The organism is Paraburkholderia sp. GAS38 (assembly GCF_050434965.1).
Lineage (GTDB): Bacteria > Pseudomonadota > Gammaproteobacteria > Burkholderiales > Burkholderiaceae > Paraburkholderia > Paraburkholderia phenazinium_A.
In genome coordinates, this window is record NZ_JBNDJO010000003.1 from 379,815 (window position 1) to 402,281 (window position 22,467).

Below are 22,467 nucleotides of genomic sequence, written 5' to 3' on the forward strand. Positions count from 1 at the left end.
TGGCGTGCGAAGGCCGATGGGGCACCCGGCGCGAATCGCCGCGTGCCGGCCTACCATGCTTGCTGCATGCTTCGGCGGCAGTTATTGAAAACATCAATCGGACAGACTAGAGTTGTTCGGTCAGTCTTTGGCGAGGTCGCCCGAACCGGCCGGTGAGCGCGGGCGAAGCAAAGGCGCGTCCATGCGCGAAGCCCCCTGGAGTCACAGACGATGGAACAGAAGCACGAGAAGTACCAGCGCCTGATTGCGGCGTGTCAGGCGCTCGAACCGATGCCATGCGCGGTCGTCCATCCTTGCGATGAGAGCGCCTTGCGCGGCGCGGTGGATGCCGCAAAGCAGGGCCTGCTCCGTCCCATTCTCGTTGGCCCCGAGCAGAAAATCCGCGCCGTTGCGGCGCATTGCGAGCTCGACATCTCGGGTTACTCGATCGTCGACACCGCGCACAGCCACGCCTCGGCCGAGGCCGCGGTACGGCTTGCGCGCGAGGGCGCGGTCAGCGTGTTGATGAAGGGCAGCCTGCATACCGACGAATTGATGGGCGCTGTGGTCCATCGCGACGGTGGGCTGCGCACGGAACGGCGCATCAGCCACTGCTTCGTGATGGACGTGCCGGCGCTGAAGCAGCCGCTGATCATCAGCGATGCGGCTGTCAACATTGTCCCGACCTTGCTGGACAAGATGCACATCATCCAGAACGCGATCGATCTGGCCCATGCGCTGGGCTGCGCGTTGCCGAAGGTGGCGATACTTTCGGCAATCGAAACAGTCAACCCCAGTATGCCTACAACGGTTGAAGCCGGCGCGCTGTGCAAGATGGCCGATCGCGGACAGATCACCGGTGGACTGCTCGACGGGCCGCTCGCGCTCGACAATGCCATCGATCTGGCGGCTGCCAGGATCAAGCATATCGATTCGCCGGTAGCGGGCCAGGCCGACATTCTGATCGCGCCCGATCTCGAAGCGGGCAACATGCTCGCCAAGAGCCTGACCTTTCTGGCCGGCGCCGACGCGGCGGGGATCGTGCTGGGCGCGCGTCTGCCGATCGTCCTGACCAGCCGCGCCGACTCCTTGACCGCACGCCTCGCGTCCTGTGCGGTCGCCGCGTTGTTCGCGCAGTGGAAGCGGGAGCAGCCTGCCAAAGCGCTCGTCTGACGCGCAAGGTTGCGTTATCTTCAATCAGGGCTGCCAGGCGTTGCCGAGCGGCGCATGCCCGACTGAACCGGGTACTGAAGCCGATGCCAAACCAGGTATTGAACCGAGGCCGAGGCCATCATGGAGTTCGTCAAGACATTGCTTGAGCAGCAGCCGATGTTCGCCCTGTTCCTCACGATTGCGATCGGCTATGGCGTGGGAGAAATCAACATCAAGGGATTTTCTCTCGGCGTGGGAGCGGTTTTGTTCGTCGCGCTGGCGATTGGCTGGTTTGCACCCAGGTCGGCACCCGCGGCCATGATCGGCACGTTGGGCCTCGCGCTCTTCCTGTATGCGGTGGGGGCGCAGTACGGCAAGCAGTTCTTTCTCGGCTTCACCAGCGCCTATGGACGAAGGGCGAACCTGATCGCGCTGGTCGGCGTGTTGTTGTCCGGCGTGACGAGCCTCGTCTGCATGAATATCTATCAACTCAATCCCGGCCACGCGCTCGGGTTGTTCGCGGGTTCGGGCACGAGCACCGCCACGCTGCAGGCGGCCATTGCCGAGCTCGGCAACGACGATCCCGCGGTGGGCTATTCGGTCGCCTATCCGTTCGGCGTGGCCGGGCCGATCGTGTTGCTGTACATCGCGTTTGCTATTTTCAAGCCGAAGATCGTCGCGCCTTCGGGCGGCGGCATGGAGATACTGGAGGTCTCGCTGGGCAATCCGCAATTCGCGGGCAAAACGGTGGCCGAACTGATGAGCGGTCTGCCGGGCGACGTGCAGGTCGTGGCGCGGCGGCGCGCGCATCACAACGAACCCGCCACGCCCGATGTGGTGCTGGCCGAGCATGACGTCCTGCTGATGGTCGGCCCGAACCGCGCGACGCTCGATCTTGCGGGCAAGCGTCTCGGCGAGCCGGAGCCGGGCCGGATGCTCAAGGACCGCAAGCATCTCGACTACCTGAGGGTATTCGCGTCGCGACCGGCGATTGTGGGCCGGACGCTCGGCGAGCTCGGCCTGCCGGGCGACAACGCCGCGGTCGTCGCCCATGTGCGCCGTGGCGACACCGATCTGCTGGCACACTCGGACCTCGTGCTCGAGTTTGGCGACCGCGTGGGACTGCTCGCGAGCCCCGCGGATTTCGCGGCGTTGCGCAAGTTCTTCGGCAATTCGATCAAGGGGACCGCGGAGTTCAGCTATATCTCGATCGGTATCGGCATGGCGCTCGGCTTCCTGCTCGGCGCGCTCAGCATTCCGCTACCGGGAATCGGCAAGGTCGGGCTAGGATTATCTGGAGTGCTGATCGTCGCGTTGATTCTCGGCAAATTGCGCCGCACCGCCGGCCTGAACTGGACCATTCCGCTCTCCGCCAATCTCGTGCTGCGCAATCTGGGGCTGACGGTGTTTCTGGCCCAGGTCGGCATGACCTCGGGTCCGCGGTTTGCCGCGACCGTCTCGGAGACTGGGCTGCTGATGCTGGGGCTCGGCGCCGTGGTGCTGCTCGCGCTTGCCGTCCCGGTGATTCTGCTGGGGATGTTCGTCTGCCGCATGTCGTTCGATCAGGTGGCGGGCATCGTCGCCGGCGCCTGCGGCAATCCGGCCATTCTGGCGTACGCCAACAAGCTGGCGCCGACGGACGAGCCCGATATCGGCTACGCGATGATTTTTCCGGGGATGACGATCGTCAAGATCCTGTTCGTCGACATCGTGCCGGTTTTCTTGCAGCATTGAGAGGGGCGGTCGCTGTTGCTGCCGCTGCTGACCAACTGGCCTGACCGGCGCTGCCGAAACTGTCTCTGTCGGCTAGCGCCCCGCGCCCACAAAATGACGGCTGGCCGACCATCCCGTTCAACCTGATCAAGCGGACAGACTGCAATGACACGACTTCGAATCACCTCCTGCGGCCACGAATTTATCGCCGAGACCCACCCGGACGCACCGCAGACGGTGGCCGCCTTCCTGAAACTGCTGCCATATCGCCAGAAGCTGATCCACGTCCGCTGGAGCGGCGAAGGCTGCTGGGTGCCGCTCGGCGACTTCAAGCTGGAAAACGACGGCCAGGCCGTGGGTTTCGAGAACCATACGAGCCACCCGTCGGTCGGCGACATTCTGTTTTACCCCGGCGGCTACAGCGAAACGGAGATCATCCTCGCCTATGGCTCGTGCTGCTTCGCCAGCAAGATGGGGCAACTGGCCGGCAATCACTTCCTGACGGTCGTCGAAGGCAAGGAACACCTGCGCGAACTCGGTACCAAGGTGCTGTGGGAAGGCGCGCAAGACGTGCTGTTCGAACGGGTCTAATCACGGCCCATTTGTCTGAGGTAAGCCTCCCGGTGCGGGGCGCAAGCCGGGCGTGATACGCTGATGAAGCAGGTGATCGAGCGAGCCCCGGCCGGGTCGGCGGGGTCATTTTTTCTCCTCCTTCATGGCGGTAGGCCCCGATTCATGCCCGATACCCAACTCCGTCCGCTGCGCGCCTTTGCCGAGAGCCTTCGTCTGGACCAGGTCAATCTGACCGAGCGATGGATGCGGGCGGTGTTCCACGACACCGAACTGAGCGACGCCGACCGGCTGACCTACGAGCAGCTCTCCGACCATATTCCGGCCATCCTCGAGGAAATCTGCGGCGCGCTGGAGGAGCAGGACCTCGATCAGGTCGAGCCGGCCATCGAGCGTAACGCGCGCAAGCACGGCAAGCTGCGCTGGCGGCAAGGCTACCGGATCGACGAACTGGTGCGCGAACTCGATCTGTTTCGCCAGATGCTGGCCGGCCAGATTGTCCAGTTCAGCGAATCGCGGCCGTTTTTCACCCGGCGTCACGAGGAACGGGCCCGCCACTTCATCGACGAGGCAGTCAGCTTCGTCACGCTTACCTCGATTCGGGAAGTGCTCACCGAGCGCGACCGGAAAATCGACGAATACACCGGCCGGCTGGAACGCGCCAATCACGAACTCACCTTGAAGCAGAGGCTGGTGGGCGATCTGTACGAGTCGCGCATGCAGATCACGCGCAGCGTCGTGCACGATCTGCGCAACTTCCTGAATGTCTTTTCGATGGCGCTGCAACTGATGTCGCGCGCGCCGGCGAAGGTCGAAGCGGCGCTCGCGCTGGCGAACCGTCAGGCAGCGGACATGAAGGCGCTGGTGGACGAACTGGTCGAATATTCAGTGGTGCTTGGCGATAATCATCAAGCGGCTGTGGAGTGTTTCGACTTGCGCGGCCTGTTCGACGAACTGGTGGCTTCGTGCAGTCCCGCGGTCGAAGCCAAGGGTTTGCGCCTGACGGCTGCCTTCGACGATACATTGAGCACGATCGTGTCGAACCGGCTCAAGCTGAAGCAGGTGGCGCTCAACCTGCTGACCAACGCCGCGAAATATACCAAGGTGGGCCAGGTCGAACTGGCGATGACGGCGGCCGGCGAGGATCAATGGCGGTTGCGGGTGTCGGATACCGGCGTGGGAATCGGCGCATCGGATCGCGAACGGGTGTTCAAGGAATTCGAGCGGGCGACCGGGGACGATATTCCGGGCGCGGGTCTGGGGCTCGCGATTGTCCGCGAGTTGACGCGGGTGCTGGGCGGACAGATCCGCTTCGACTCAAATGAGGGCGAGGGGACGAGTTTTGAAATTACGTTTCCGGTGAGGCTCGAGGCGCGCGAGGGAGGGGAAGGGGGGCCTGCGTGAGCGGTTCGGTATGCTTGATAAGTTTTCGTGTTGTTGATCTGCCGTTTTTGATTGCCTGCCGGTTGCGCGTCATGGAGCCCTACGTCTTTGCCGACGTGGGGTTTTTTCTTTGGCCGACCTGATATGACCCGGCCCGGCGGGTAGTACCGGGGTATCACCTTATGACCTTCCCTTCTGACGATGATGTTGGCTGTGGGATGGGTGCTGTGTGTGCTGGGTTTGCTGTGTAGCACGCGTACGCGTTGGCCGTTTGGCCAGGCTGAAATCCTGGGCCGCGCCCGATAGACTGGAATTGGGCTGCAACTTTCGGGTTCCGGTTCTTGCGCCAGGACGGACGGCGATCGCGCCGGGATTCTCGCGGTAGTTTCCCTGGATCCTTGTGGCACTTCGATCGAATTTCGGAGTTTTCGTATGTCCTATTTGTGAAATTTAGCGTAAAAGAGATAAATTTATCTTTGTGAGGATATTTTGTCTTGATCAATCGTGTCTGCTGATTCGGTCCGTGGCGTAGAAACGGTATCGGCATCGCCAACGGTGCGTGGCGATTCTTAAGTGGTTAAAAATTTCTGCAGATAATTTCGGAATCCATAAGAAATGCGACTGCTATGCGAGTTGCATTGTTCATAAGAGGAAGGGAGGAAATCTTGAGTAAATATCGTAAGACCGTGTGGAACGCTTCGCCGGGTACCTCTGTGGTTGCCCCAGAGAAAACCCGTCGGCATGACAAAAGGTCACGCCGCAAGGTGCGCAGCGTGGCCAGGCTCGCTGCTGCCGTGGCGTCAGGCTGGTCGCTACAGATCGCTGTGCTTCCTGCGCTGTTCGCGGGTACGGCGGTTTTTGCGAACGAGGCTCAGGCGAATCCCGACGATTCACTTGCGCTTGGCAACGGCGCACAGGCAAGTGGCGCCGGTGCAGTCGCTGTCGGTTATATGGCGTCGGCGACGGACTTTGCGGCGCTGGCCGCCGGTACCCGAGCCGTCGCGGACAGTTCAGGCTCGACGGCGGTTGGAACGGACGCTGCGGCGCTGTCGACGAACGCAACCGTACTCGGTTCCGGCGCATCGACCGCCGACAATTCGGCGAATGCCATGGCGATGGGGCACAACGCCGCCGCTGCCGCCCCAAACACGCTGGCTATCGGTACGAGCAGCACGGCCGCCGGCGATAGCTCGGTTGCTTTCGGGTATGGCGCTTATACGTCGTCGGGCGCGTCCGGTTCGATGGCGCTGGGCACGAACGCGGTGGTCAATGCCCCGGATGCCGTTGCCCTGGGCGCGAATACGTGGGTCAACGCTCCAGCTGCGGTTGCACTCGGCGCGAACGCATCGGTCAGCGCGCCGGCGTCCGTTGCGCTTGGTGCGAATACGTCGGCGAGCGCTGCGGGTTCCGTTGCACTCGGTAACGGCTCGCTTGCCGATCGCGTGAATGCCGTCTCAATAGGTACGAGCTCGCAGCAGCGTCAGATTGTCAACGTGGCAGCGGGTACGCAGAATACCGACGCGGTCAACGTCGGCCAGCTCAAGGGTGTCACCACGGCAATCGGAGGCGGTGCGACCGTCAACCCGGACGGTACGCTTCAGCAACCCGCGTTCGCGGTGAACGGCCGCACTTATGCGGACATCTCCGCGGCGCTCGCGGCGGCCGGTAGCGCTTCGGATGACACGGTGCGGTACGACTCGGCGCTGCACAAAGTCGTGACGCTAGGCGGTGCCGGCGCCAAGACACCGGTGTTGCTGACCAACGTGGCAGCGGGTGCAAAGAACACGGATGCGGTGAATGCCGGTCAGTTGAAGAGTCTGGGGGCTAGCCTGGATACCGGCGGCAATGTCCTGAATAGTTTTGCTGCTTACGACACTGTGGTGCAAGATTCCATCACGCTCAAGGGAGCCGCCGGCACGAAGATAACCGGTCTCGCGGCGGGCAGCCTGGGAGCAGGGAGCACGGACGCTATCAACGGTTCGCAGTTGTACCAGACGAACCAGGATGTGGCGAATCTGGCAGGGGTGGCGGCGACTACGCGGGGTAACGTCGCGAACGTGACCAACGCGATGAATAGCATCGTCAACGGTGGCGGGGTCAAGTATTTACATGCGAATTCCACGCTGGCCGATTCGTTGGCGACAGGCTTGAACGCGGTTGCCATCGGCGGTAACGCCAGTGCAACGGCAACCAGCTCGGTGGCCATCGGAAGCGGTGCGCTGGCGGATCGGGTCAATGCCATCTCTGTTGGCAGCAGCTCACAGCAGCGTCAGATCATCAACGTGGCAGCCGGCACGCAGGATACCGACGTGGTGAACGTCAGCCAGTTGAAGAACCTTGGAGCCCAGATGGACTCCAGCGGCAATCTGGTGAACAGTTTCGTTACGTACGACGACTTGTCGAATAGCACCGTGACATTGGGCGGTACTGCTGCAACGGTGCCGGTCACGCTCACGAACGTGGCTTCCGGCGCGGTGAACGCGCGCAGCGCGGACGCCGTGAACGGCTCGCAGTTGTACGCGCATGCTGCCAGCACGGCGGCGGCTTTGGGCGGCGGCTCGAAAGTGAACGCAGACGGCACGTTGAGCGCGCCTGCCTACAGCATTGGCGGCAACACTTATGGCGACGTGGGCGCAGCACTCGCGGCTACCGTGATGTACGACTCCAGCGAGCACGGCAGTGTGACGCTAGGCCATGCCGGTACGCCTGTGCGGATCGCCAACGTCGCGGCAGGGACGCTGGCGGCCGACAGTTCCGATGCGGTCAATGGCACCCAGTTGTACGCCACCAACCAGAGTGTCGACCAGAACACCAGCAACATCACCCAAAACACGAACGACATCGCAAAGAACGCCGGCGATATCACCCAACTCGATACGCGTGTCACGACGGTCGAAGGTTCGGTCACTAACCTGACCAGCCAGATCAACACGGGGACAGTGGGTCTGCTGCAACAGGATCCAACCTCGCGCAATCTGAGCGTGGGCAAGGAGACGGACGGCGCTCAGGTCGACTTCACGGGGACAGCCGGCGCGCGTGAATTGCTAGGCGTCGCCGCGGGTACGACCGAGGGTTCCGCGGTCAACATGGGCCAACTCAAGCCGGTCGTCTCGGCGTTGGGCGGCGGCGCGCAGATCAATGCGGACGGTTCCGTGACGGGGCCCACTTACCACATGCAGGGCGGCACACAAACCACCGTAGGCGACGCCCTTGGCTCGCTCGACAACGGTCTGACGACCCTGCAGCAGAACATCGCCGCGGGCAACATCGGTCTCGTCACACAAGACGCGACGAGTCGAATCATCAATGTAGGTGGGGCGACCGACGGCACGCTGGTCAATCTGGCCGGCACCGCGGGTAACCGCGTCGTGACCGGCGTAGCGCCCGGAGCGGTCAATGCCGCCAGCACGGACGCCGTTAACGGCTCGCAACTGTATGCGCATGCCGCGAGCACGGCGGTGGCGCTTGGTGGCGGCTCGACCGTGAACGCCGACGGCACGATTACGGCGCCGAGCTATAGCGTCGGCGGAACGAGCGTGAACAGTGTGGGCGGTGCGCTTGGCAATCTGGATGGCCGCGTCACGCAGAACACTTCGGACATCGCGAGCCTGCAAACCACAGTCGGCTCCATCAGCGGAACCGTGGCGAACGCGGTGCAGTACGACAGTTCCGCCCACAACTCGGTCACGCTGGGCGGCTCGGCCAGCGCGCCGGCGGTGAAGCTAACCAACCTGCAGGCCGGGACCTTGTCGGCGACCAGCACGGATGCTGTCACCGGCGCGCAACTCTGGACCACGAACCAGCAGGTCAACGATCTCACGCAAGCGGTGCAGAACGTGCAAACGACCGGCAACACCGGTATCTCGACCAATACCGACGGCACCCCGGCGGCGGCAACCGGTAAGGATTCGATGGCGATTGGCGGCGGTGCAACGGCAAGCGGCGCGAACTCGGTTGCCATCGGCCAGGGTTCGGTGGCCGATCAGCCGAACACGGTGTCGGTGGGGGCGCCCGGCAACGAGCGGCGCCTCACCAACGTCGCGAACGGCGTGGCGCCGACTGACGCCGTCAACATGGGGCAGTTCCAGTCGGGCATGAGCGATCTGGCGCGCAACGCCTACAGCGGGACCGCATCGGCCATTGCGCTGACCATGATCCCGGATGTCGATGCGAACAAGAATCTCGCCATCGGCGTGGGTACGTCGGGATACAAGGGCTATCAGGCGATGGCGGTGGGATTGTCGGCGCGCGTCACGCAGAACCTGAAGGTCAAGCTCGGCGCCGGTATCAGTTCGGCCACGACGACGGTCGGTGCCGGTGCGGCGTACCAGTGGTAGCGCATTGAGCGACACGTCAGGCGCCGGTCTGCGCGCCCGACGCCGAATGGCGAAGGCTTAAGCGCCACCCCACACGCGTTCTCCAGTGGGGTGGCGCTCTAGCCGCCGCGATCAACCAAACAGCTTCACCGCTTGCAGCAGCGTATTCACCACGCCCCACGCAAGCGGGATCAGCACATACAACCAGAAGACGGCAAGTTTGGCCGTGGAGGTAGGCTGGTGATTTTGAATCGTGCTCATATCGATCTCCCTTTATTGGCCGCTCTTGAGCTGCGCATCGCTCATGTGGTGTTTCTCGTGCACCCCTTTGACCAGCAGATTGCAGACAAAGCCGACGACCAGCAGGACCACCATGATATGCACGGTCATCGTGTACGCGTCCGCTTTGGCTACGCCATGCGCCACTTCATAGGCACGGATGTAGTTCACCAGCACGGGGCCGGCTACGCCCGCGGCCGCCCATGCCGTCAGCAGACGGCCGTGAATGCCGCCGACGAAAGCCGTGCCGAACATATCCGCCAGGTAGGCAGGTACCGTCGCGAAGCCGCCGCCGTACATCGACAGGATCACGCAGTAGGCGAGCACGAACAGCGCAATCTGCCCCGAGGCGGCGAAGCCCGGCACGAGGTAGTACAGCACGGCGCCGAGCGCGAAGAAGATGAAATAGGTGTTCTTGCGGCCAATCCAGTCGGACGCGGAGGCCCACACAAAGCGTCCACCCATGTTGAAGAGCGACAGCAGTCCGACGAAGCCCGCGGCCGCCGCGGCCGTCACCGTGTTCTTGAAGCTCTCCTGAATCATCACCGAGGCCTGACCGAGAATGCCGATGCCCGCCGTCACGTTGAGAAACAGCACGAGCCAGATCAGATAGAACTGCGGGGTCTTCAACGCCTCGTCGATATGCACGTGATTGCGCGAGATCATCTTCTTCTGGGTGGCGACGGGCGGTGTCCAGCCGTCCGGTTTCCAGTCGGCGGGCGGTACGCGGATGGCGAGCGCGCCGATCGACATGGAGATGAAATACGCAATGCCCAGTACTACGAAGGTTTCGGCCACACCGTTGCTGGTCGCGTTGCGGAAGTGATTCATCAGCGCGACGGACAGCGGGGCGGCAATCATCGCACCGCCGCCGAAGCCCATGATCGCCATGCCGGTCGCCATGCCGCGACGGTCGGGGAACCAGCGGATCAGTGTCGAAACCGGCGACACATAACCGAGCCCCAGGCCAATGCCGCCGATCACGCCATAGCCGAGATACAGCAACGCGATCTGATGCATCCAGACCCCGAGCGCCGCGACCAGAAAGCCGCCGCCGAAGCAGCATGCGGCGGTAAACATCGTGCGGCGCGGTCCCACCCGTTCGAGCCACTTGCCCGCGAATGCCGCCGACAAACCGAGGCACACGATCGCCAGCGAAAAGATCCAGCCGAGCGTGGTGAGCGACCAGTCGTCCGGCGCGGATTGCGTGATGCCGATCACCTTCGTGAGCGGCCCGTTGAACACCGAGAACGCGTACGCCTGGCCGATACACAGATGCACGGCGAGCGCGGCGGGCGGCACCATCCAGCGCGAGAAGCCCGGGCCTGCCACGGTGGCCTGTTTGGAAAAGAATGGGGCAGAGCCTGACTTCCCCCTCGGCTCGGTAATGCTGCTCATGATCAGTCTCCGTTTGCGTGTCTTGTTTGGTTTGTTATCGGCGCTTGCTGCCAACGCTTGAGCGTCGCAGCGTGACGGGCATGCTCCGCCTCGTCGCGCGATATATGCTTCCAGGTTTCATATTGGCCCAGGAGGCGCACGCAGAACAGGTGGTAGTCACACCGTCTACCAAACGATATGTTGTGCCTCATGCATTAGCAATATGAGATAGGAGTGCATAAGGTGTTCGCCTGGTATGGGACTGGAGTTCGAGAGGCGGCCGGCGTCACCCCGTTTTGCAGCGCGCAAAAAAGCAGAATGCCGCGCAGGGCGGCATGGCGGGAGCTCAGTCAGCGAGCGGGACAAGGGGACGACGGTGTCCTCGGACACCGTCTCGCCGCCGCGCAATTCTGCGCCGCAGCATGGAGTCAGGAAACGTTGCGGCCGGTTTTCATGCGCGCGGCGACCAGCAGCGAGATCAGGCAACCGACGCCGAGATAAGCCGCCACCGGATGCCACGATCCGTCCGCGAGGTTGACCAGCCCGACGGCGATAAACGGCGTGAAGCCGCCGCCGACCACGCTCGCCACCTGGTAGCCGACGCCCGCGCCCGAGTAGCGGTACTCGGTGCCGAACAGTTCGGTGAACATCGGCTGCTGCACGCTCACCACCATGTCGTGCGCAACGTTGGCCAGCATCACCGCGAAGATCACGATCCACACCGTGGCGCGCGCCTCGAGTGCGAGGAAGAACGGCACCGCGCTCAGCATGCCGACCAGCGCGCCGACCATGTAGACGCGCCGGCGGCCGAAGCGATCGGCGGCCATCGCGAAGCACGGGATCGTCACGCAACTGAGCGCGCCGACCAGCAAGCCGATGTTCAGGAAGAAGGTGCGCGGCATGCCCAGGTTGGCGGTCGAATAGTTCAGCGCGAAAGCGGTCACGATATACATCGTGAAGAGCTCGGCGAGGCGTAGCGCGATGATCAGCAGGAACGCCTTGGGGTGCGTGAGCAACGCCTCGACGATCGGCAGCCGCGGCCGGGTCGTACCTTTTTCGACGACCTTCTCGACGAACTCCTTCGACTCTTCCATGTTCGAGCGGATCCACAGCGCGATCAGCACCAGCACCACGCTGAACAGGAACGGCAGACGCCAGCCCCACGCAAGGAAGGTGGCGTTGTCCATCGAGTGGCTGATGATCGACACGAGCCCGGTGGCGAGCACGAGGCCAACTCCGTAGCCCACCTGCACGCCGCTGCTGTAGAACGCCTTCTTTTTCTCGGGCGCGCTTTCGACGGCCATCAGCGCCGCGCCGCCCCATTCGCCGCCGACCGCAAAGCCCTGAATCGCCCGCAGCGTCACGAGCAACACCGGCGCCCACCAGCCGATGCTGAGAAACGACGGCAGCAGCCCGATCGCGGCCGTCGACAGGCCCATCATCATGACGGTCAGCACCAGCATGCGCTTGCGGCCGAGCCGGTCGCCGTAGTGGCCGAAGATGAAGCCGCCGAGCGGCCGGAACAGGAAGCCGACACCGAATGTCGCGAATGCCGCGAGTGTGCCCATTGCCGGGCTGACGTGCGGAAAGAACTGGCTGTTGAAGACGAGGGCGGCGACGATGCCGTACAGGAGGAAGTCGTACCAGTCGACCACTGCGCCGACAAAACTGCCCAGGGCTGCGCGGCGGGCCCGGCTTCCGTTGATGGTCCCGTCGGCTCGGGCCGCTGTCGATACTGCTAGGGTCATGACGTGTCTCCTTCCTGATATCTGAACTGCAGACGAGGGGTCGCGCTGAAGGCGGTGCCCGATGCCAAGTGGCCGCCGCTGTGCGTGATCTGCTGCAAGAGTCCCCGAAGAATAGTGAGGCGCGGCGCCGTCGACAATCCATGGTTAGGGCAAATTGCGCGATTGGCGCACGGAGATGCGCGCATAGCGCGCGTTTTCCGCGTTAACACCGAGACACCCGTAAGCGGCGGAGCCGGCTTACAGCGCAGCAGTGAGCACATGCTTACCGCCCTGGCTACGTGGTATTTGCTTGTGTCTGCACTGTCGGGCGGCCGCCATGGTACCTTGATGTTGCTGTCGAAGAGCATAGCGAGTTGATATACTACATACGAAATATTGATATTTGCGGCAACGCAGCATATGATTGACCGATCTACGGATTCAATCATTCGGAGTTGCAAATGGAGTGCGTTCCTCTTGCCCTGCTCGCCATAGCCGTCGTAGGTTTGGGGGCAGCCGCCACGGTGTTGTTGACCCGGTGGATTCCGCAGCCGGTTGCCGAACTGGCAGCACAACATGGCCGTTTCGCCGGCCTGGGCGAATGGGACAGCGCGGCCGCGGCGCCTTGTGGTGTCCATCCGGGCGCCACTGCGGGCGCAAACCCGGGCAGCCAGGCGGGTGCACGTGTTCAACAAGAGGCGATGAATGTCGTCAGAACTTCAAACTGAAGCAGTGGCTACCCCATTGACCCTGACCTTGCAGCCGATCGGCGCGAGCGCGAGCCTGCGCGACCAGGCTTATGCAATGCTGCGCCAGGCTATCGCCGACGCGGATATCTACCAGTCGCGCGACGAGATTCGCCTCGACGAGCGGGTGCTGAGCGAGTCGCTCGGCGTCAGCCGCACGCCGGTGCGCGAAGCGATGACGCTGCTGGAACAGGAAGGCTTTCTGCGCATGGTGCCGCGCCGCGGCATCTACATCGTGCGTAAGAGCAAGCGCGAAATTGTCGAGATGATCCAGATGTGGGCCGCGCTCGAAAGCATGGCCGCACGTCTTGCCACGCTGCACGCCACGGACGAGGAAATCGCCGGGCTGCGCCACATGTTCGACAATTTCCAGGACACGACGCCCGCTGAGCACATTGCGGAGTACTCGGACGCGAACATCGCGTTCCATCAGGCGATTGTCGAGTTGTCGAAGTCGCAGATCATCCTCGATACGATCAAGAACATCTTCATCCATGTGCGGGCCATCCGCCGGATGACGATCTCGCAAAGCGACCGCGCGTCGCGCTCGATTGTCGACCACCTGCGCATCATCGAGGCACTCGAGAAGCGCGACACCGAACTGGCCGAGCGGCTCACACGCCAGCACTCGCTGGATCTCGCGACCTTTGTCGAAGCGAATTGCGACTTCCTGGATTGAGCCGCTGACGGCTTCTCTCCGCTACTGACGTCGATGCTCAAACAAGGCCAGTGGTGGTGACACCGCTGGCCTTTCTGCATGGACGCGCGGTGCGGAACGCCTGGTATTCCTTAGCGTTTTTTCTCTCTCTACCGTCACGCCACCGCTCGCCGCGGTGCGCAACAAGTCTTCCTTGACGTTGTTAAAAATATGGTATGTGATATATCAACACAAACGGACTTGTATCGTTCATCGGTGTTTTCCCTTGATCAGCTATGCCATTGAGCGGGATTTCGCCTCAAAACCGGCTCCTGGCAAGCGTCAGGAACACGAATCTCAAGTTAATCCTCACACGGAATTTGTCCTTGATTGAATCTGATATATCACATACCGTATGGAGCAGAGCCTGCCAGACTCCCCAGTAAGGTGTCATTGAAGCGGCCGCGTCCGTCGAGCAACGTTGAACAACCGATTGACCAGGACAGGAGACGACCATGTCTGCAGTTGTTTCATCCCTCAACCCCGCCACGGGCAGCACGACGGCCGACGACACGCTCAAGCAGAAGACCCGCAATGCCGGTGTCGTCTCGGGCGGTCACCTGGTCGCGAGGGCGCTGAAAAACGAAGGGGTCGATACGATCTTCACGCTGTGCGGCGGCCACATCATCGACATCTACGATGGCTGCGTCGACGAGGGGATTCGCATTATCGACGTGCGTCACGAGCAGGTCGCGGCGCATGCGGCGGATGGCTATGCGCGGCAAACCGGCAAGCTGGGCTGTGTGGTGACGACAGCAGGACCCGGTTGCATGAACGCCGTCACCGGCATCGCCACGGCGTTTCGTTCGGAAAGCCCGGTCCTGCATATCGGCGGTCAAGGCGCGCTGACGCAGCACAAGATGGGCTCGCTGCAGGATCTGCCGCATGTGGACATCATGGCGCCTATCACCAAGTTCGCCGCCAGCGTGCCGAGCACCGAGCGGGTAGCGGACATGATTTCGATGGCGGTGCGCGAATGCTACAACGGCGCGCCAGGTCCTGCGTACCTCGAAATTCCGCGCGACGTGCTCGATCGCGAAGTCGAGTTGACGCGGGCCGTCGTGCCGCAACCGGGTCACTATCGCGCGTCGACGAAATCGATCGGCGACCCGCGCGACATCGAGAGGCTGGCCGATCTTCTCGTCGCCTCAGAACGTCCGGCGATCCTGTACGGCCAGCAGGTCTGGACGGCACGCGGCCATGAAGAAGCGGTGGCGCTGCTGCGCGGACTCGATATCCCCGGTTACTTCAACGGTGCGAGCCGCGGCTTGCTGCCGCCGGGCGATCCGCATCATTTCGACCGTACCCGTTCACAGGCATTTGCGAATGCAGATGTCCTGATCGTCGTTGGGACTCCTTTCGATTTCAGAATGGGCTACGGCAAACGCATCAGCAAGGAACTGAAGCTGGTGCAGATCGACATGGACTATCGCACGGTGGGCAAGAACCGCGACATCGATCTCGGTCTCGTCGGCGATCCCGGTGCGATTCTCGCTGCGGTGCTGCAAGCGGCGAGCGGCCGCCTGAAGGACGACAAGCGCCAGGCGCGCCGCAAGTGGATGGCGCAGTTGCAAGACGCCGAAGCCGCCGCAACGGAAAAATTGATGCCGTTGTTCAGGTCGGCCAACACGCCGATCCATCCCTATCGCGTCGCCTACGAACTGAACGAGTTCCTTTCCGACGATACCGTGTACATCGGCGACGGCGGCGACGTGGTGACGATCTCTGCGCAGGCGGTGCGGCCGCGCCGTCCGGGGCAATGGATGGATCCTGGCGCGCTCGGTTCGCTGGGCGTAGGCACCGGCTTTGCACTCGCCGCGAAGCTCGCGCATCCGCACAAGGAAGTGCTCTGCTACTACGGCGACGGTTCGTTCGGCATGACCGCCTTCGACATGGAGACGGCCAATCGCTTCGGTGCGCCGTACCTTGCCGTGATCGGCAACAACTCGGCAATGAACCAGATTCGCTACGGCCAGCTTGCGAAGTACGGCGAGGAGCGCGGCAACGTCGGCAATCTCCTGAGCGACGTGCCGTTCAGCAAGTTTGCGGAGATGCTGGGCGGCTATGGCGAAGAGGTACGCGATCCGGCGTCCATCGCGGGTGCGTTGCAACGCGCCCGTGAGGCGATTCATCGTAGCGGACGCTCGGCGGTGGTGAACATCTGGGTCGACCCGCGCGAATACGCGCCGGGCACCAAAAACCAGACCATGTACAAGTAAAGCAGCCGGATCTAAAGGAGAAACAGGACATGGGTAAAGCACTCGACGGCGTACGCATCCTCGATTTCACGCATGTGCAATCGGGTCCGACGTGCACGCAATTGCTGGCGTGGTTCGGCGCCGATGTGATCAAGGTGGAGCGGGCCGGCGCAGGGGACATCACGCGCGAGCAACTGCGCGACATCCCCGATGCGGACAGCCTCTACTTCACGATGCTCAATCACAACAAGCGCTCGGTTACGCTCGACACGAAGAATCCGGAAGGCAAGCAGGTGCTCGAAGCGCTGATCCAGAAATGCGATGTGCTGGTGGAGAACTTTGCACCGGGCGCGCTGGACCGGATGGGCTTTACCTGGGAGCGCATCCAGGAGCTCAACCCCCGCATGATCGTGGCGTCCGTCAAGGGCTTCGGTCCGGGCCCTTATGAAGACTGCAAGGTGTACGAGAACGTCGCGCAATGCGCGGGCGGGGCGGCATCGACGACGGGTTTCGACGACGGTCCGCCGGTCGTGACGGGCGCGCAGATCGGCGATAGCGGCACCGGTTTGCATCTGGCGCTGGGGATCGTGACGGCGCTCTATCAACGCACCCAGACCGGCCGTGGCCAGAAGGTGCTGGCAGCGATGCAGGACGGCGTGCTGAACCTGTGCCGGGTGAAATTGCGCGATCAGCAGCGCCTGGATCGCACCGGTGTCATGAAGGAGTACCCACAATATCCGAACGGCACCTTTGGCGAAGCGGTGCCGCGCGCCGGCAATGCGTCGGGCGGCGGGCAACCTGGCTGGATCCTGAAGTGCAAGGGCTGGGAGACGGACCCGAACGCCTACATCTATTTCATCGCCCAGGCGCCGGTGTGGACGAAGATCTGCAACGTGATCGGCAGGGAAGAATGGACCACCGATCCCGATTACGCAACACCTGCCGCACGCTTGCCGCGGCTGAAAGAAATTTTCGCGGAGATCGAGCGCTGGACCATGACGCGGACCAAGTTCGAGGCCATGCAGATCCTCAATCAATACGATATTCCGTGCGGCCCGATCCTGTCGATGAAGGAACTGGCCGAAGAGCCGTCGCTGCGCAAGACGGGAACGATCGTCGAGGTGGATCATCCGGTGCGCGGCAAGTATCTGACGGTCGGCAATCCTATCAAACTGTCGGACAGCCCGACGGACGTCCAACGCTCGCCGCTGCTAGGCGAACACACCGACGAAGTGATGGCCGAACTCGGCTATTCGCACGACCAGATCAGCGCGTTGCGCGCGGCCGGTGCGATCTGAGGGCTGCGCGGTCTACACGAGGGAGCAGGATATGGATACATGGATGCGCTTCATGTCGGGCGATGGCGGCATTGTGTTCGGCCGTGTCGAAGGCGGTTATCTGCACGAGTACGCAAGCCTCGATCAGCGGGTGCCGACCGGCGAGGTACTGTCGACGCGCGCGCTGACGCCGCTCGCACCGTGCGCGCCGGGAAAGATCGTCGCGCTGTGGAACAACTATCACGCGCTGGCCGCGAAACTCGACAAACCGGTGCCGGCGCATCCGCTGTTCCTGCTCAAGTCCGCGGGCTCGGTAATCGCTGACGGCGCAACCATCCGGCGGCCGGCGAGCTACGCGGGCAAGATCGTCTACGAGGGCGAACTTGGCATCGTCATCGGACGACGCTGTCGCGACGCGGATCTGGCTGAGGCGGCTGCGTCGATCTTCGGCTACACGATCGTCAACGACATCACCGCAGCCGATCTGCTCAACGAAAATCCGCATTTTCCGCAATGGTGCCGCGCCAAGGGCTTCGACACGTTTTGCGGTCTCGGACCGGCCATCGTCTCGGGCTTCGACTGGCAGGCGGGCCGCGTGGTCACCACGCTCGACGGCGTGGAGCGGCAGAACTACCCGTTGGCCGACATGGTGTTTTCGCCGGCGCAACAGGTCAGTTTGATTTCGCAGGATCTCACGCTGGAGCCGGGTGACGTGATTGCTTGCGGCACCTCGCTAGGTGTCGGTTCGATCAAGGACGGCGCGACGGTGGCGGTCACGATCGCGGGCATCGGTACCTTGAGCAATACTCTGGCCGCGAGGCAGGACACCGGTGATGCCACTGCTGCCGCGCGCGCAGCAGCAAACGCCGCCTGAGTGAGACCGCAGCACAGCAAGCACGAGGGGACGCAGATGCCGGAGTTACGAGGCGATACCGTATGGGTGGCAGTCAGCTTTCTGCTCTCCATTCTGCTGGCTGCGGTGCTGGCAGGCGTCGCACAACTGGCTGGCGTGTCCCGTTGCGAACACGAAAGCCAACGTAAGCCATGGCGCGCCATGGTCGCGACGGCCATGTTGGCCGGCGTGCTCGCCGCGGGCATTGGCATGGCTGCCGAGGGTGTCGTGGCCGCGGTCGCAGGCGCGGCGCTCGGCGCGCGCTTTGTCCGACTGCATGACTTTAGCGCGAGGCCGCAGCGGGTTGCGTTGCTCGGCGGCGGCGTTGGCCTCGCTGCAATGTCAGGTGGATTCGAGCGCTATCTGTCTTCGGCATCTTGCGGAGAATGGGCGTGTATCGAGGTGTATGCCGCGGTGTTTATCGGCGCATTGATCTTTGCCGTCTCGGCGATGCTCTGGTGTATGTCGCGCGGCTGGCTGGTTGCGCAGGCAGGTGTGCATCCAGGTACGGACGTGGTCAATCTGATGGCGCTCCTGCTCTGTGTCTGGATGGGCTACGGCTTCGTGACCGCGCAAGCGCAACCGTTTGGACTCGCCGTGCTGCTGGCGATGAGCTTGCTCTCAACCGCGCTGGGCGCGCATCTGATGATGAATGCGGGCACCGGCCGCGGACGTTATGCGTTCGCGGCAGGGTGGGTTGGTCAGCGTTCGACGGTTCGCTGCGGCGTCGTGCAGCGGCGCAGTGTCGTCGATGTACTGGAAGGCTTCGAATGGCCCGACGATCATATGCCTGCGCTGTTGGACGACGACTTCGCGCAATCGTGGGCGCTGCTTGACGATCCGCATGCTGTGGTCGAGACGCTGCGCGTCGGCGCTTGCCGGCGTGAGCGCAGTGTCGGTCACGCGTTAGCGCGGGGCGATCGCGGTCGCTATCGCTTGCGCTGCCGGCAAAGTCATCGCGGGGCGCGCCATGGCGCGATGCGTCAACTGAAGCACAGCGAGCCGGAAGATGAGTCGGAAGCGTAATGACCCGGCCAGCAACATGGCCGGGCGAAAGGAGAAACCCGGATCGGAGCTTGAGTCGCGTCAGAAGCCGTCGCCCAAGGACGCGAACTCGCTGAAGTACTGGGTCTTCTTGCGCAGGATGAGTTGGGCAAGAAATTCAGCGTCATAAGCTTTGTGAAGATGGGCGTGATGCCGCTCGATGTAGGCGGTGATACGCGCGCTTTCACTGTTGAATTCATTGAGCGCGTTAAGCGTGTCGCGATCCCAGCGAAACCGCAGGCCAAGGTCGCTGAAGGCTGCGTTGTAGGCGCTCAGATGAGCATCGTCGGGACTGTCTTGAGAAACGCGGGCGGTATGCATGCCGGCATGCGGGACAAACGAGGCGTGATTCATGATCGGACTCCTATGCAAGTGAGTGAGATGACTCGACTGAAGCATAGGACCGGCGATGGATTCGCAATAGTTAAAGTTTTATTGGAAATCCATAGCTCATTGCTTATGCACGCTCAACTCCTTGGCCCGCGTAATTTTCTCGATGAGAGGCGCGCCTTCCTCCATCAGGAAACGCTTGAACGCCACCGCGACAGGCGGCAAGCGTTTGTTGCGCCGATGCACGACGTACCAGTTGAGCATCACCGGGAAGGTTTCGACATCGAGCACGACGAGGTTACCCACCTGCAATTCGAGGCTGATGGTGTGCGCGGACAGAAACGCGATGCCCATGCCGGCAATCACGGCCTGCTTGATCGTCTCGGTGCTTCTGATCTCCATGGCGATCTTGAGGTTGGTGAGCCGGCCGGCAAAGCCTTCCTCCATCGAATTCCACGTATCCGAACCGCGCTCGCGAACGATAAACGCTTCGTTCGCCAACTGGCTCATCTTGATGTTGCGCTTGTGCGCGAGCGGATGGCTCGGCGCGGCGACGATCACATAGGGATGCGGGGCAAACGGCTCGTTGGTCGCGTCCGTTTCGTGCGGCGGCCGCACCATGACCGCGAGGTCGGTCTGGTTGGTGGCAAGTTGATGCAACAGTTCCTCGCGGTTATGCACCGCCAGGTTGAGCACGACGCCCGCATGGCGGCGCGTGAACTCGGCCAGCAGGCGCGGAAAGAAGTAGTCGCCCGCGCTGATGACGGCAACATTCAGCTTGCCCCCGGAGACGCCCTTCAACTGACTCATCGCTTCGTCGACTTCGTGGAACTGCTGGATGATCGCGCGACTGTAGTGAAGCATCTCGGTGCCGGCAGGCGTCAGGTAGATTTTCTTGCCCAACTGCTCGAAGAGCGGCAGCCCGGCATGCTCCTCGAGCTGACGCACCTGAGTGGAGACGGCCGGCTGCGTCAGATGCAGCTCCTCGGCTGCGCGCGAGAAGCTCAGGTGGCGCGCCACCGTCTCGAAGACCTTCAATTGCCGCAGTGTTGCGTTTCTCATCGTCATGGCCGATGTATAAACGAATGTGAATCAACATAATAACAAACTTTAATTATTCGTAATTCAGCAATGACCCTAGCATGGATTCAGATAAAGAAGCGGATTGGACAGGAGCGACTCTCGGGTTAACGTGGATTGGCAAGCGCAGCAAGGCGATGGCCGGAAAGGGTTAACGCCATTGATGCACAGGAAGACCGATTTATCTAACTAATAATTCCGATTTCCGCGTCGCCCGATTTAAATGGCTGGAATGGGCGGCGTAAATATTAAATTTACCCGATGGCGGTTTTTTCGGGGCGCAACCATAAGGTGGGCTGCATACAGCACGGCGAAAAGGCCGGCTGCTCTAAATAGATAGCGGAGACAAGGCACATGGACGATATCACTCAGCGCACGCCGGCCCACGCAGCCGGCGTGAACCGGTGGTGCCAGCTCGTCATCGGCATGCTATGCATGGCGCTGGTGGCGAATCTGCAATACGCGTGGACGCTCTTCGTGACACCGATGAGCACGCGGCATCACTGGAGCGACGCATCCATTCAGCTGGCGTTCTCGATCTTCATTCTGACCGAGACGTGGCTTGTGCCGATTGAGGGCTGGCTGGTCGATAAATTCGGTCCGCGTCCGGTGGTGGCAGGGGGCGCCGTGTGCGCCGGGCTTGCGTGGGTGATCGATTCGTATGCGACATCCTTGCCGCATCTCTATGTGGCGGCTGTCGTCGGCGGGATCGGTGCGGGTTGTGTGTACGGCACGTGTGTCGGCAATGCGCTGAAGTGGTTTCCCGACCGGCGCGGTCTTGCAGCAGGGTTGACCGCCGCGGGCTTCGGCGCCGGCGCCGCGGTGACCGTGATTCCGATTGCCGGCATGATCGTGCGCTCGGGCTACGAGCAGGCGTTCTTCTTTTTCGGCATCCTGCAGGGCGTCTGCATGCTTGGGCTCGCGATGCTGTTGAAAAAGCCCGATGCGCGTCAGGCGAAGGCGCCGAACAAAAAATTCATCGTCACCAAGGTCGACTACACGCCGGGTCAAATGATCAAGACGCCGTTGTTCTGGGTGATCTACGTTTCGTTCGTTGCCGTAGCGGCGGGCGGTCTGATGGCCACTGCCCAGCTTGGCCCGATCGCCAAGGATTGGGGGCTCGCCCGAATTCCCATGAGCTTCTTCGGTTTGACCGTGCCGCTGCTGACGGCGACGCTGTCCATCGACAATATCTGTAACGGCTTCACGCGGCCGCTATGCGGCTTTATCTCCGACAAGATAGGCCGCGAAAACACCATGTTCGTGATCTTCATCGGCGAAGGGCTTGCGTTGCTCGGCCTCATGGAATACGGCAGCAACCCGTATGCGTTCATGACCTTCGCAGCCCTGATCTTTTTGTTTTGGGGCGAAATCTTCTCGATCTTTCCCGCAATCTGCGCGGATACCTTCGGCAGCAAGTATGCAGCGGCCAACGCGGGAACACTGTACACGGCGAAAGGAACCGCTTCGTTGCTCGTGCCGCTCGCCTCGGTGCTGTCCGCAACCGGCGGCTGGAGTCTGGTCTTTACCGTCTCCGCCGTCGTGACGATCGCGGCAGCCATCGCGGCGAAGTTCATTCTCGCGCCGATGCGCGCGCGCTGGATCGGTTTGCGCAATCAGCCCGCCGTCGTCGCCAATAGTCAAACACGGCTCAATCACTGGCCGGAGCAGACCGGTGAGTAACGCAATACCCCCAAAGCAAGGAGC

The 22,467-nt window shown here is 62.4% G+C and carries 17 protein-coding genes; 12 read left to right on the forward strand and 5 right to left on the reverse strand.

Going from position 1 to position 22,467, the window contains the following annotated elements; all coding sequences use genetic code 11:
* The first annotated feature begins 195 nt into the window (after nucleotides 1-195).
* From P3T42_RS09270 to P3T42_RS09290, 5 genes are all read left to right on the forward strand, one after another.
* Nucleotides 196-1,152 carry a phosphate acetyltransferase gene (locus P3T42_RS09270; RefSeq protein ID WP_429305969.1) on the forward strand — a complete coding sequence of 319 codons (957 nt, stop codon included), beginning with the start codon at nucleotides 196-198 and terminating at the stop codon, nucleotides 1,150-1,152.
* Between the two features lie 120 nt (nucleotides 1,153-1,272).
* Nucleotides 1,273-2,865 carry an aspartate:alanine exchanger family transporter gene (locus P3T42_RS09275; RefSeq protein WP_429305819.1) on the forward strand — a complete coding sequence of 531 codons (1,593 nt, stop codon included), beginning with the start codon at nucleotides 1,273-1,275 and terminating at the stop codon, nucleotides 2,863-2,865.
* Nucleotides 2,866-3,009: 144 nt separating this feature from the next.
* Nucleotides 3,010-3,435: a DUF3830 family protein gene (locus tag P3T42_RS09280; RefSeq protein WP_074294562.1), complete on the forward strand. Its 426-nt coding sequence runs from the start codon at nucleotides 3,010-3,012 to the stop codon at nucleotides 3,433-3,435.
* A 144-nt stretch (nucleotides 3,436-3,579) separates the two neighbouring features.
* On the forward strand, nucleotides 3,580-4,818 hold the full coding sequence (locus P3T42_RS09285; protein WP_074294563.1) for a sensor histidine kinase: 1,239 nt from the start codon (nucleotides 3,580-3,582) through the stop codon (nucleotides 4,816-4,818).
* Nucleotides 4,819-5,423: 605 nt separating this feature from the next.
* Nucleotides 5,424-9,134, forward strand: a complete 3,711-nt coding sequence (locus tag P3T42_RS09290) for a YadA family autotransporter adhesin (RefSeq protein WP_429305820.1) — start codon at nucleotides 5,424-5,426, stop codon at nucleotides 9,132-9,134.
* Between the two features lie 111 nt (nucleotides 9,135-9,245).
* Here P3T42_RS09290 and P3T42_RS09295 read toward each other — a convergent pair whose 3' ends face one another.
* From P3T42_RS09295 to shiA, 3 genes are all read right to left on the reverse strand, one after another.
* Entirely contained in the window at nucleotides 9,246-9,374 is a 129-nt protein-coding gene (locus P3T42_RS09295; RefSeq protein WP_074294565.1) for an MFS transporter small subunit, read from the reverse strand.
* A gap of 12 nt (nucleotides 9,375-9,386) precedes the next feature.
* On the reverse strand, nucleotides 9,387-10,790 hold the full coding sequence (locus tag P3T42_RS09300; protein WP_074294566.1) for an L-lactate MFS transporter: 1,404 nt from the start codon (nucleotides 10,788-10,790) through the stop codon (nucleotides 9,387-9,389).
* Nucleotides 10,791-11,197: 407 nt separating this feature from the next.
* The gene (shiA, locus tag P3T42_RS09305) at nucleotides 11,198-12,517 is read right to left on the reverse strand and encodes a shikimate transporter (protein ID WP_074294567.1); all 1,320 of its coding nucleotides are present in this window, start codon (nucleotides 12,515-12,517) and stop codon (nucleotides 11,198-11,200) included.
* A 440-nt stretch (nucleotides 12,518-12,957) separates the two neighbouring features.
* Between shiA and P3T42_RS09310 the strand changes: the two genes are divergently transcribed.
* The 6 genes from P3T42_RS09310 (at nucleotide 12,958) to P3T42_RS09335 (ending at nucleotide 19,332) form a co-directional block, all read left to right on the forward strand.
* Nucleotides 12,958-13,224 carry a hypothetical protein gene (locus P3T42_RS09310; RefSeq protein ID WP_074294568.1) on the forward strand — a complete coding sequence of 89 codons (267 nt, stop codon included), beginning with the start codon at nucleotides 12,958-12,960 and terminating at the stop codon, nucleotides 13,222-13,224.
* Nucleotides 13,202-13,921, forward strand: coding sequence for a GntR family transcriptional regulator (locus P3T42_RS09315; protein WP_074294569.1), 720 nt, complete (start codon nucleotides 13,202-13,204; stop codon nucleotides 13,919-13,921). Before P3T42_RS09310 ends, P3T42_RS09315 begins: the two co-directional genes overlap by 23 nt.
* A gap of 473 nt (nucleotides 13,922-14,394) precedes the next feature.
* The gene (locus P3T42_RS09320; protein ID WP_074294570.1) at nucleotides 14,395-16,158 is read left to right on the forward strand and encodes a thiamine pyrophosphate-binding protein; all 1,764 of its coding nucleotides are present in this window, start codon (nucleotides 14,395-14,397) and stop codon (nucleotides 16,156-16,158) included.
* Between the two features lie 29 nt (nucleotides 16,159-16,187).
* A complete protein-coding gene (gene frc / locus P3T42_RS09325) occupies nucleotides 16,188-17,435 on the forward strand; it encodes a formyl-CoA transferase (protein ID WP_074294571.1) in 1,248 nt (415 codons plus the stop codon).
* A 31-nt stretch (nucleotides 17,436-17,466) separates the two neighbouring features.
* A complete protein-coding gene (locus tag P3T42_RS09330) occupies nucleotides 17,467-18,288 on the forward strand; it encodes a fumarylacetoacetate hydrolase family protein (protein WP_429305821.1) in 822 nt (273 codons plus the stop codon).
* 36 nt (nucleotides 18,289-18,324) lie between these two features.
* Complete coding sequence (locus tag P3T42_RS09335; protein WP_429305822.1) at nucleotides 18,325-19,332, forward strand: NAD(P)(+) transhydrogenase (Re/Si-specific) subunit beta; 1,008 nt, start codon at nucleotides 18,325-18,327, stop codon at nucleotides 19,330-19,332.
* A 60-nt stretch (nucleotides 19,333-19,392) separates the two neighbouring features.
* On the opposite strand, the gene P3T42_RS09340 is transcribed toward P3T42_RS09335, so the two are convergent.
* Nucleotides 19,393-19,704, reverse strand: a complete 312-nt coding sequence (locus P3T42_RS09340) for a hypothetical protein (protein ID WP_429305823.1) — start codon at nucleotides 19,702-19,704, stop codon at nucleotides 19,393-19,395.
* 96 nt (nucleotides 19,705-19,800) lie between these two features.
* Nucleotides 19,801-20,748, reverse strand: coding sequence for a LysR family transcriptional regulator (locus tag P3T42_RS09345; protein ID WP_429305824.1), 948 nt, complete (start codon nucleotides 20,746-20,748; stop codon nucleotides 19,801-19,803).
* Nucleotides 20,749-21,114: 366 nt separating this feature from the next.
* Between P3T42_RS09345 and oxlT the strand changes: the two genes are divergently transcribed.
* Nucleotides 21,115-22,443 carry an oxalate/formate MFS antiporter gene (oxlT, locus tag P3T42_RS09350; RefSeq protein ID WP_074294576.1) on the forward strand — a complete coding sequence of 443 codons (1,329 nt, stop codon included), beginning with the start codon at nucleotides 21,115-21,117 and terminating at the stop codon, nucleotides 22,441-22,443.
* Nucleotides 22,444-22,467 lie beyond the last annotated feature (24 nt).

What these genes read in the sequence shown, in the direction of transcription:
- frc (WP_074294571.1), top strand. Translation starts at nt 16,188, where the DNA reads ATGGGTAAAGCACTCGACGGCGTACGCATCCTCGATTTCACGCATGTG.
- P3T42_RS09290 (WP_429305820.1), top strand. Translation starts at nt 5,424, where the DNA reads ATGCGAGTTGCATTGTTCATAAGAGGAAGGGAGGAAATCTTGAGTAAA.
- oxlT (WP_074294576.1), top strand. Translation starts at nt 21,115, where the DNA reads ATGGACGATATCACTCAGCGCACGCCGGCCCACGCAGCCGGCGTGAAC.
- P3T42_RS09330 (WP_429305821.1), top strand. Translation starts at nt 17,467, where the DNA reads ATGGATACATGGATGCGCTTCATGTCGGGCGATGGCGGCATTGTGTTC.
- shiA (WP_074294567.1), bottom strand. Translation starts at nt 12,517, where the DNA reads ATGACCCTAGCAGTATCGACAGCGGCCCGAGCCGACGGGACCATCAAC.
- P3T42_RS09320 (WP_074294570.1), top strand. Translation starts at nt 14,395, where the DNA reads ATGTCTGCAGTTGTTTCATCCCTCAACCCCGCCACGGGCAGCACGACG.
- P3T42_RS09310 (WP_074294568.1), top strand. Translation starts at nt 12,958, where the DNA reads ATGGAGTGCGTTCCTCTTGCCCTGCTCGCCATAGCCGTCGTAGGTTTG.
- P3T42_RS09345 (WP_429305824.1), bottom strand. Translation starts at nt 20,748, where the DNA reads ATGACGATGAGAAACGCAACACTGCGGCAATTGAAGGTCTTCGAGACG.
- P3T42_RS09300 (WP_074294566.1), bottom strand. Translation starts at nt 10,790, where the DNA reads ATGAGCAGCATTACCGAGCCGAGGGGGAAGTCAGGCTCTGCCCCATTC.
- P3T42_RS09275 (WP_429305819.1), top strand. Translation starts at nt 1,273, where the DNA reads ATGGAGTTCGTCAAGACATTGCTTGAGCAGCAGCCGATGTTCGCCCTG.
- P3T42_RS09315 (WP_074294569.1), top strand. Translation starts at nt 13,202, where the DNA reads ATGTCGTCAGAACTTCAAACTGAAGCAGTGGCTACCCCATTGACCCTG.
- P3T42_RS09280 (WP_074294562.1), top strand. Translation starts at nt 3,010, where the DNA reads ATGACACGACTTCGAATCACCTCCTGCGGCCACGAATTTATCGCCGAG.
- P3T42_RS09295 (WP_074294565.1), bottom strand. Translation starts at nt 9,374, where the DNA reads ATGAGCACGATTCAAAATCACCAGCCTACCTCCACGGCCAAACTTGCC.
- P3T42_RS09285 (WP_074294563.1), top strand. Translation starts at nt 3,580, where the DNA reads ATGCCCGATACCCAACTCCGTCCGCTGCGCGCCTTTGCCGAGAGCCTT.
- P3T42_RS09335 (WP_429305822.1), top strand. Translation starts at nt 18,325, where the DNA reads ATGCCGGAGTTACGAGGCGATACCGTATGGGTGGCAGTCAGCTTTCTG.
- P3T42_RS09340 (WP_429305823.1), bottom strand. Translation starts at nt 19,704, where the DNA reads ATGAATCACGCCTCGTTTGTCCCGCATGCCGGCATGCATACCGCCCGC.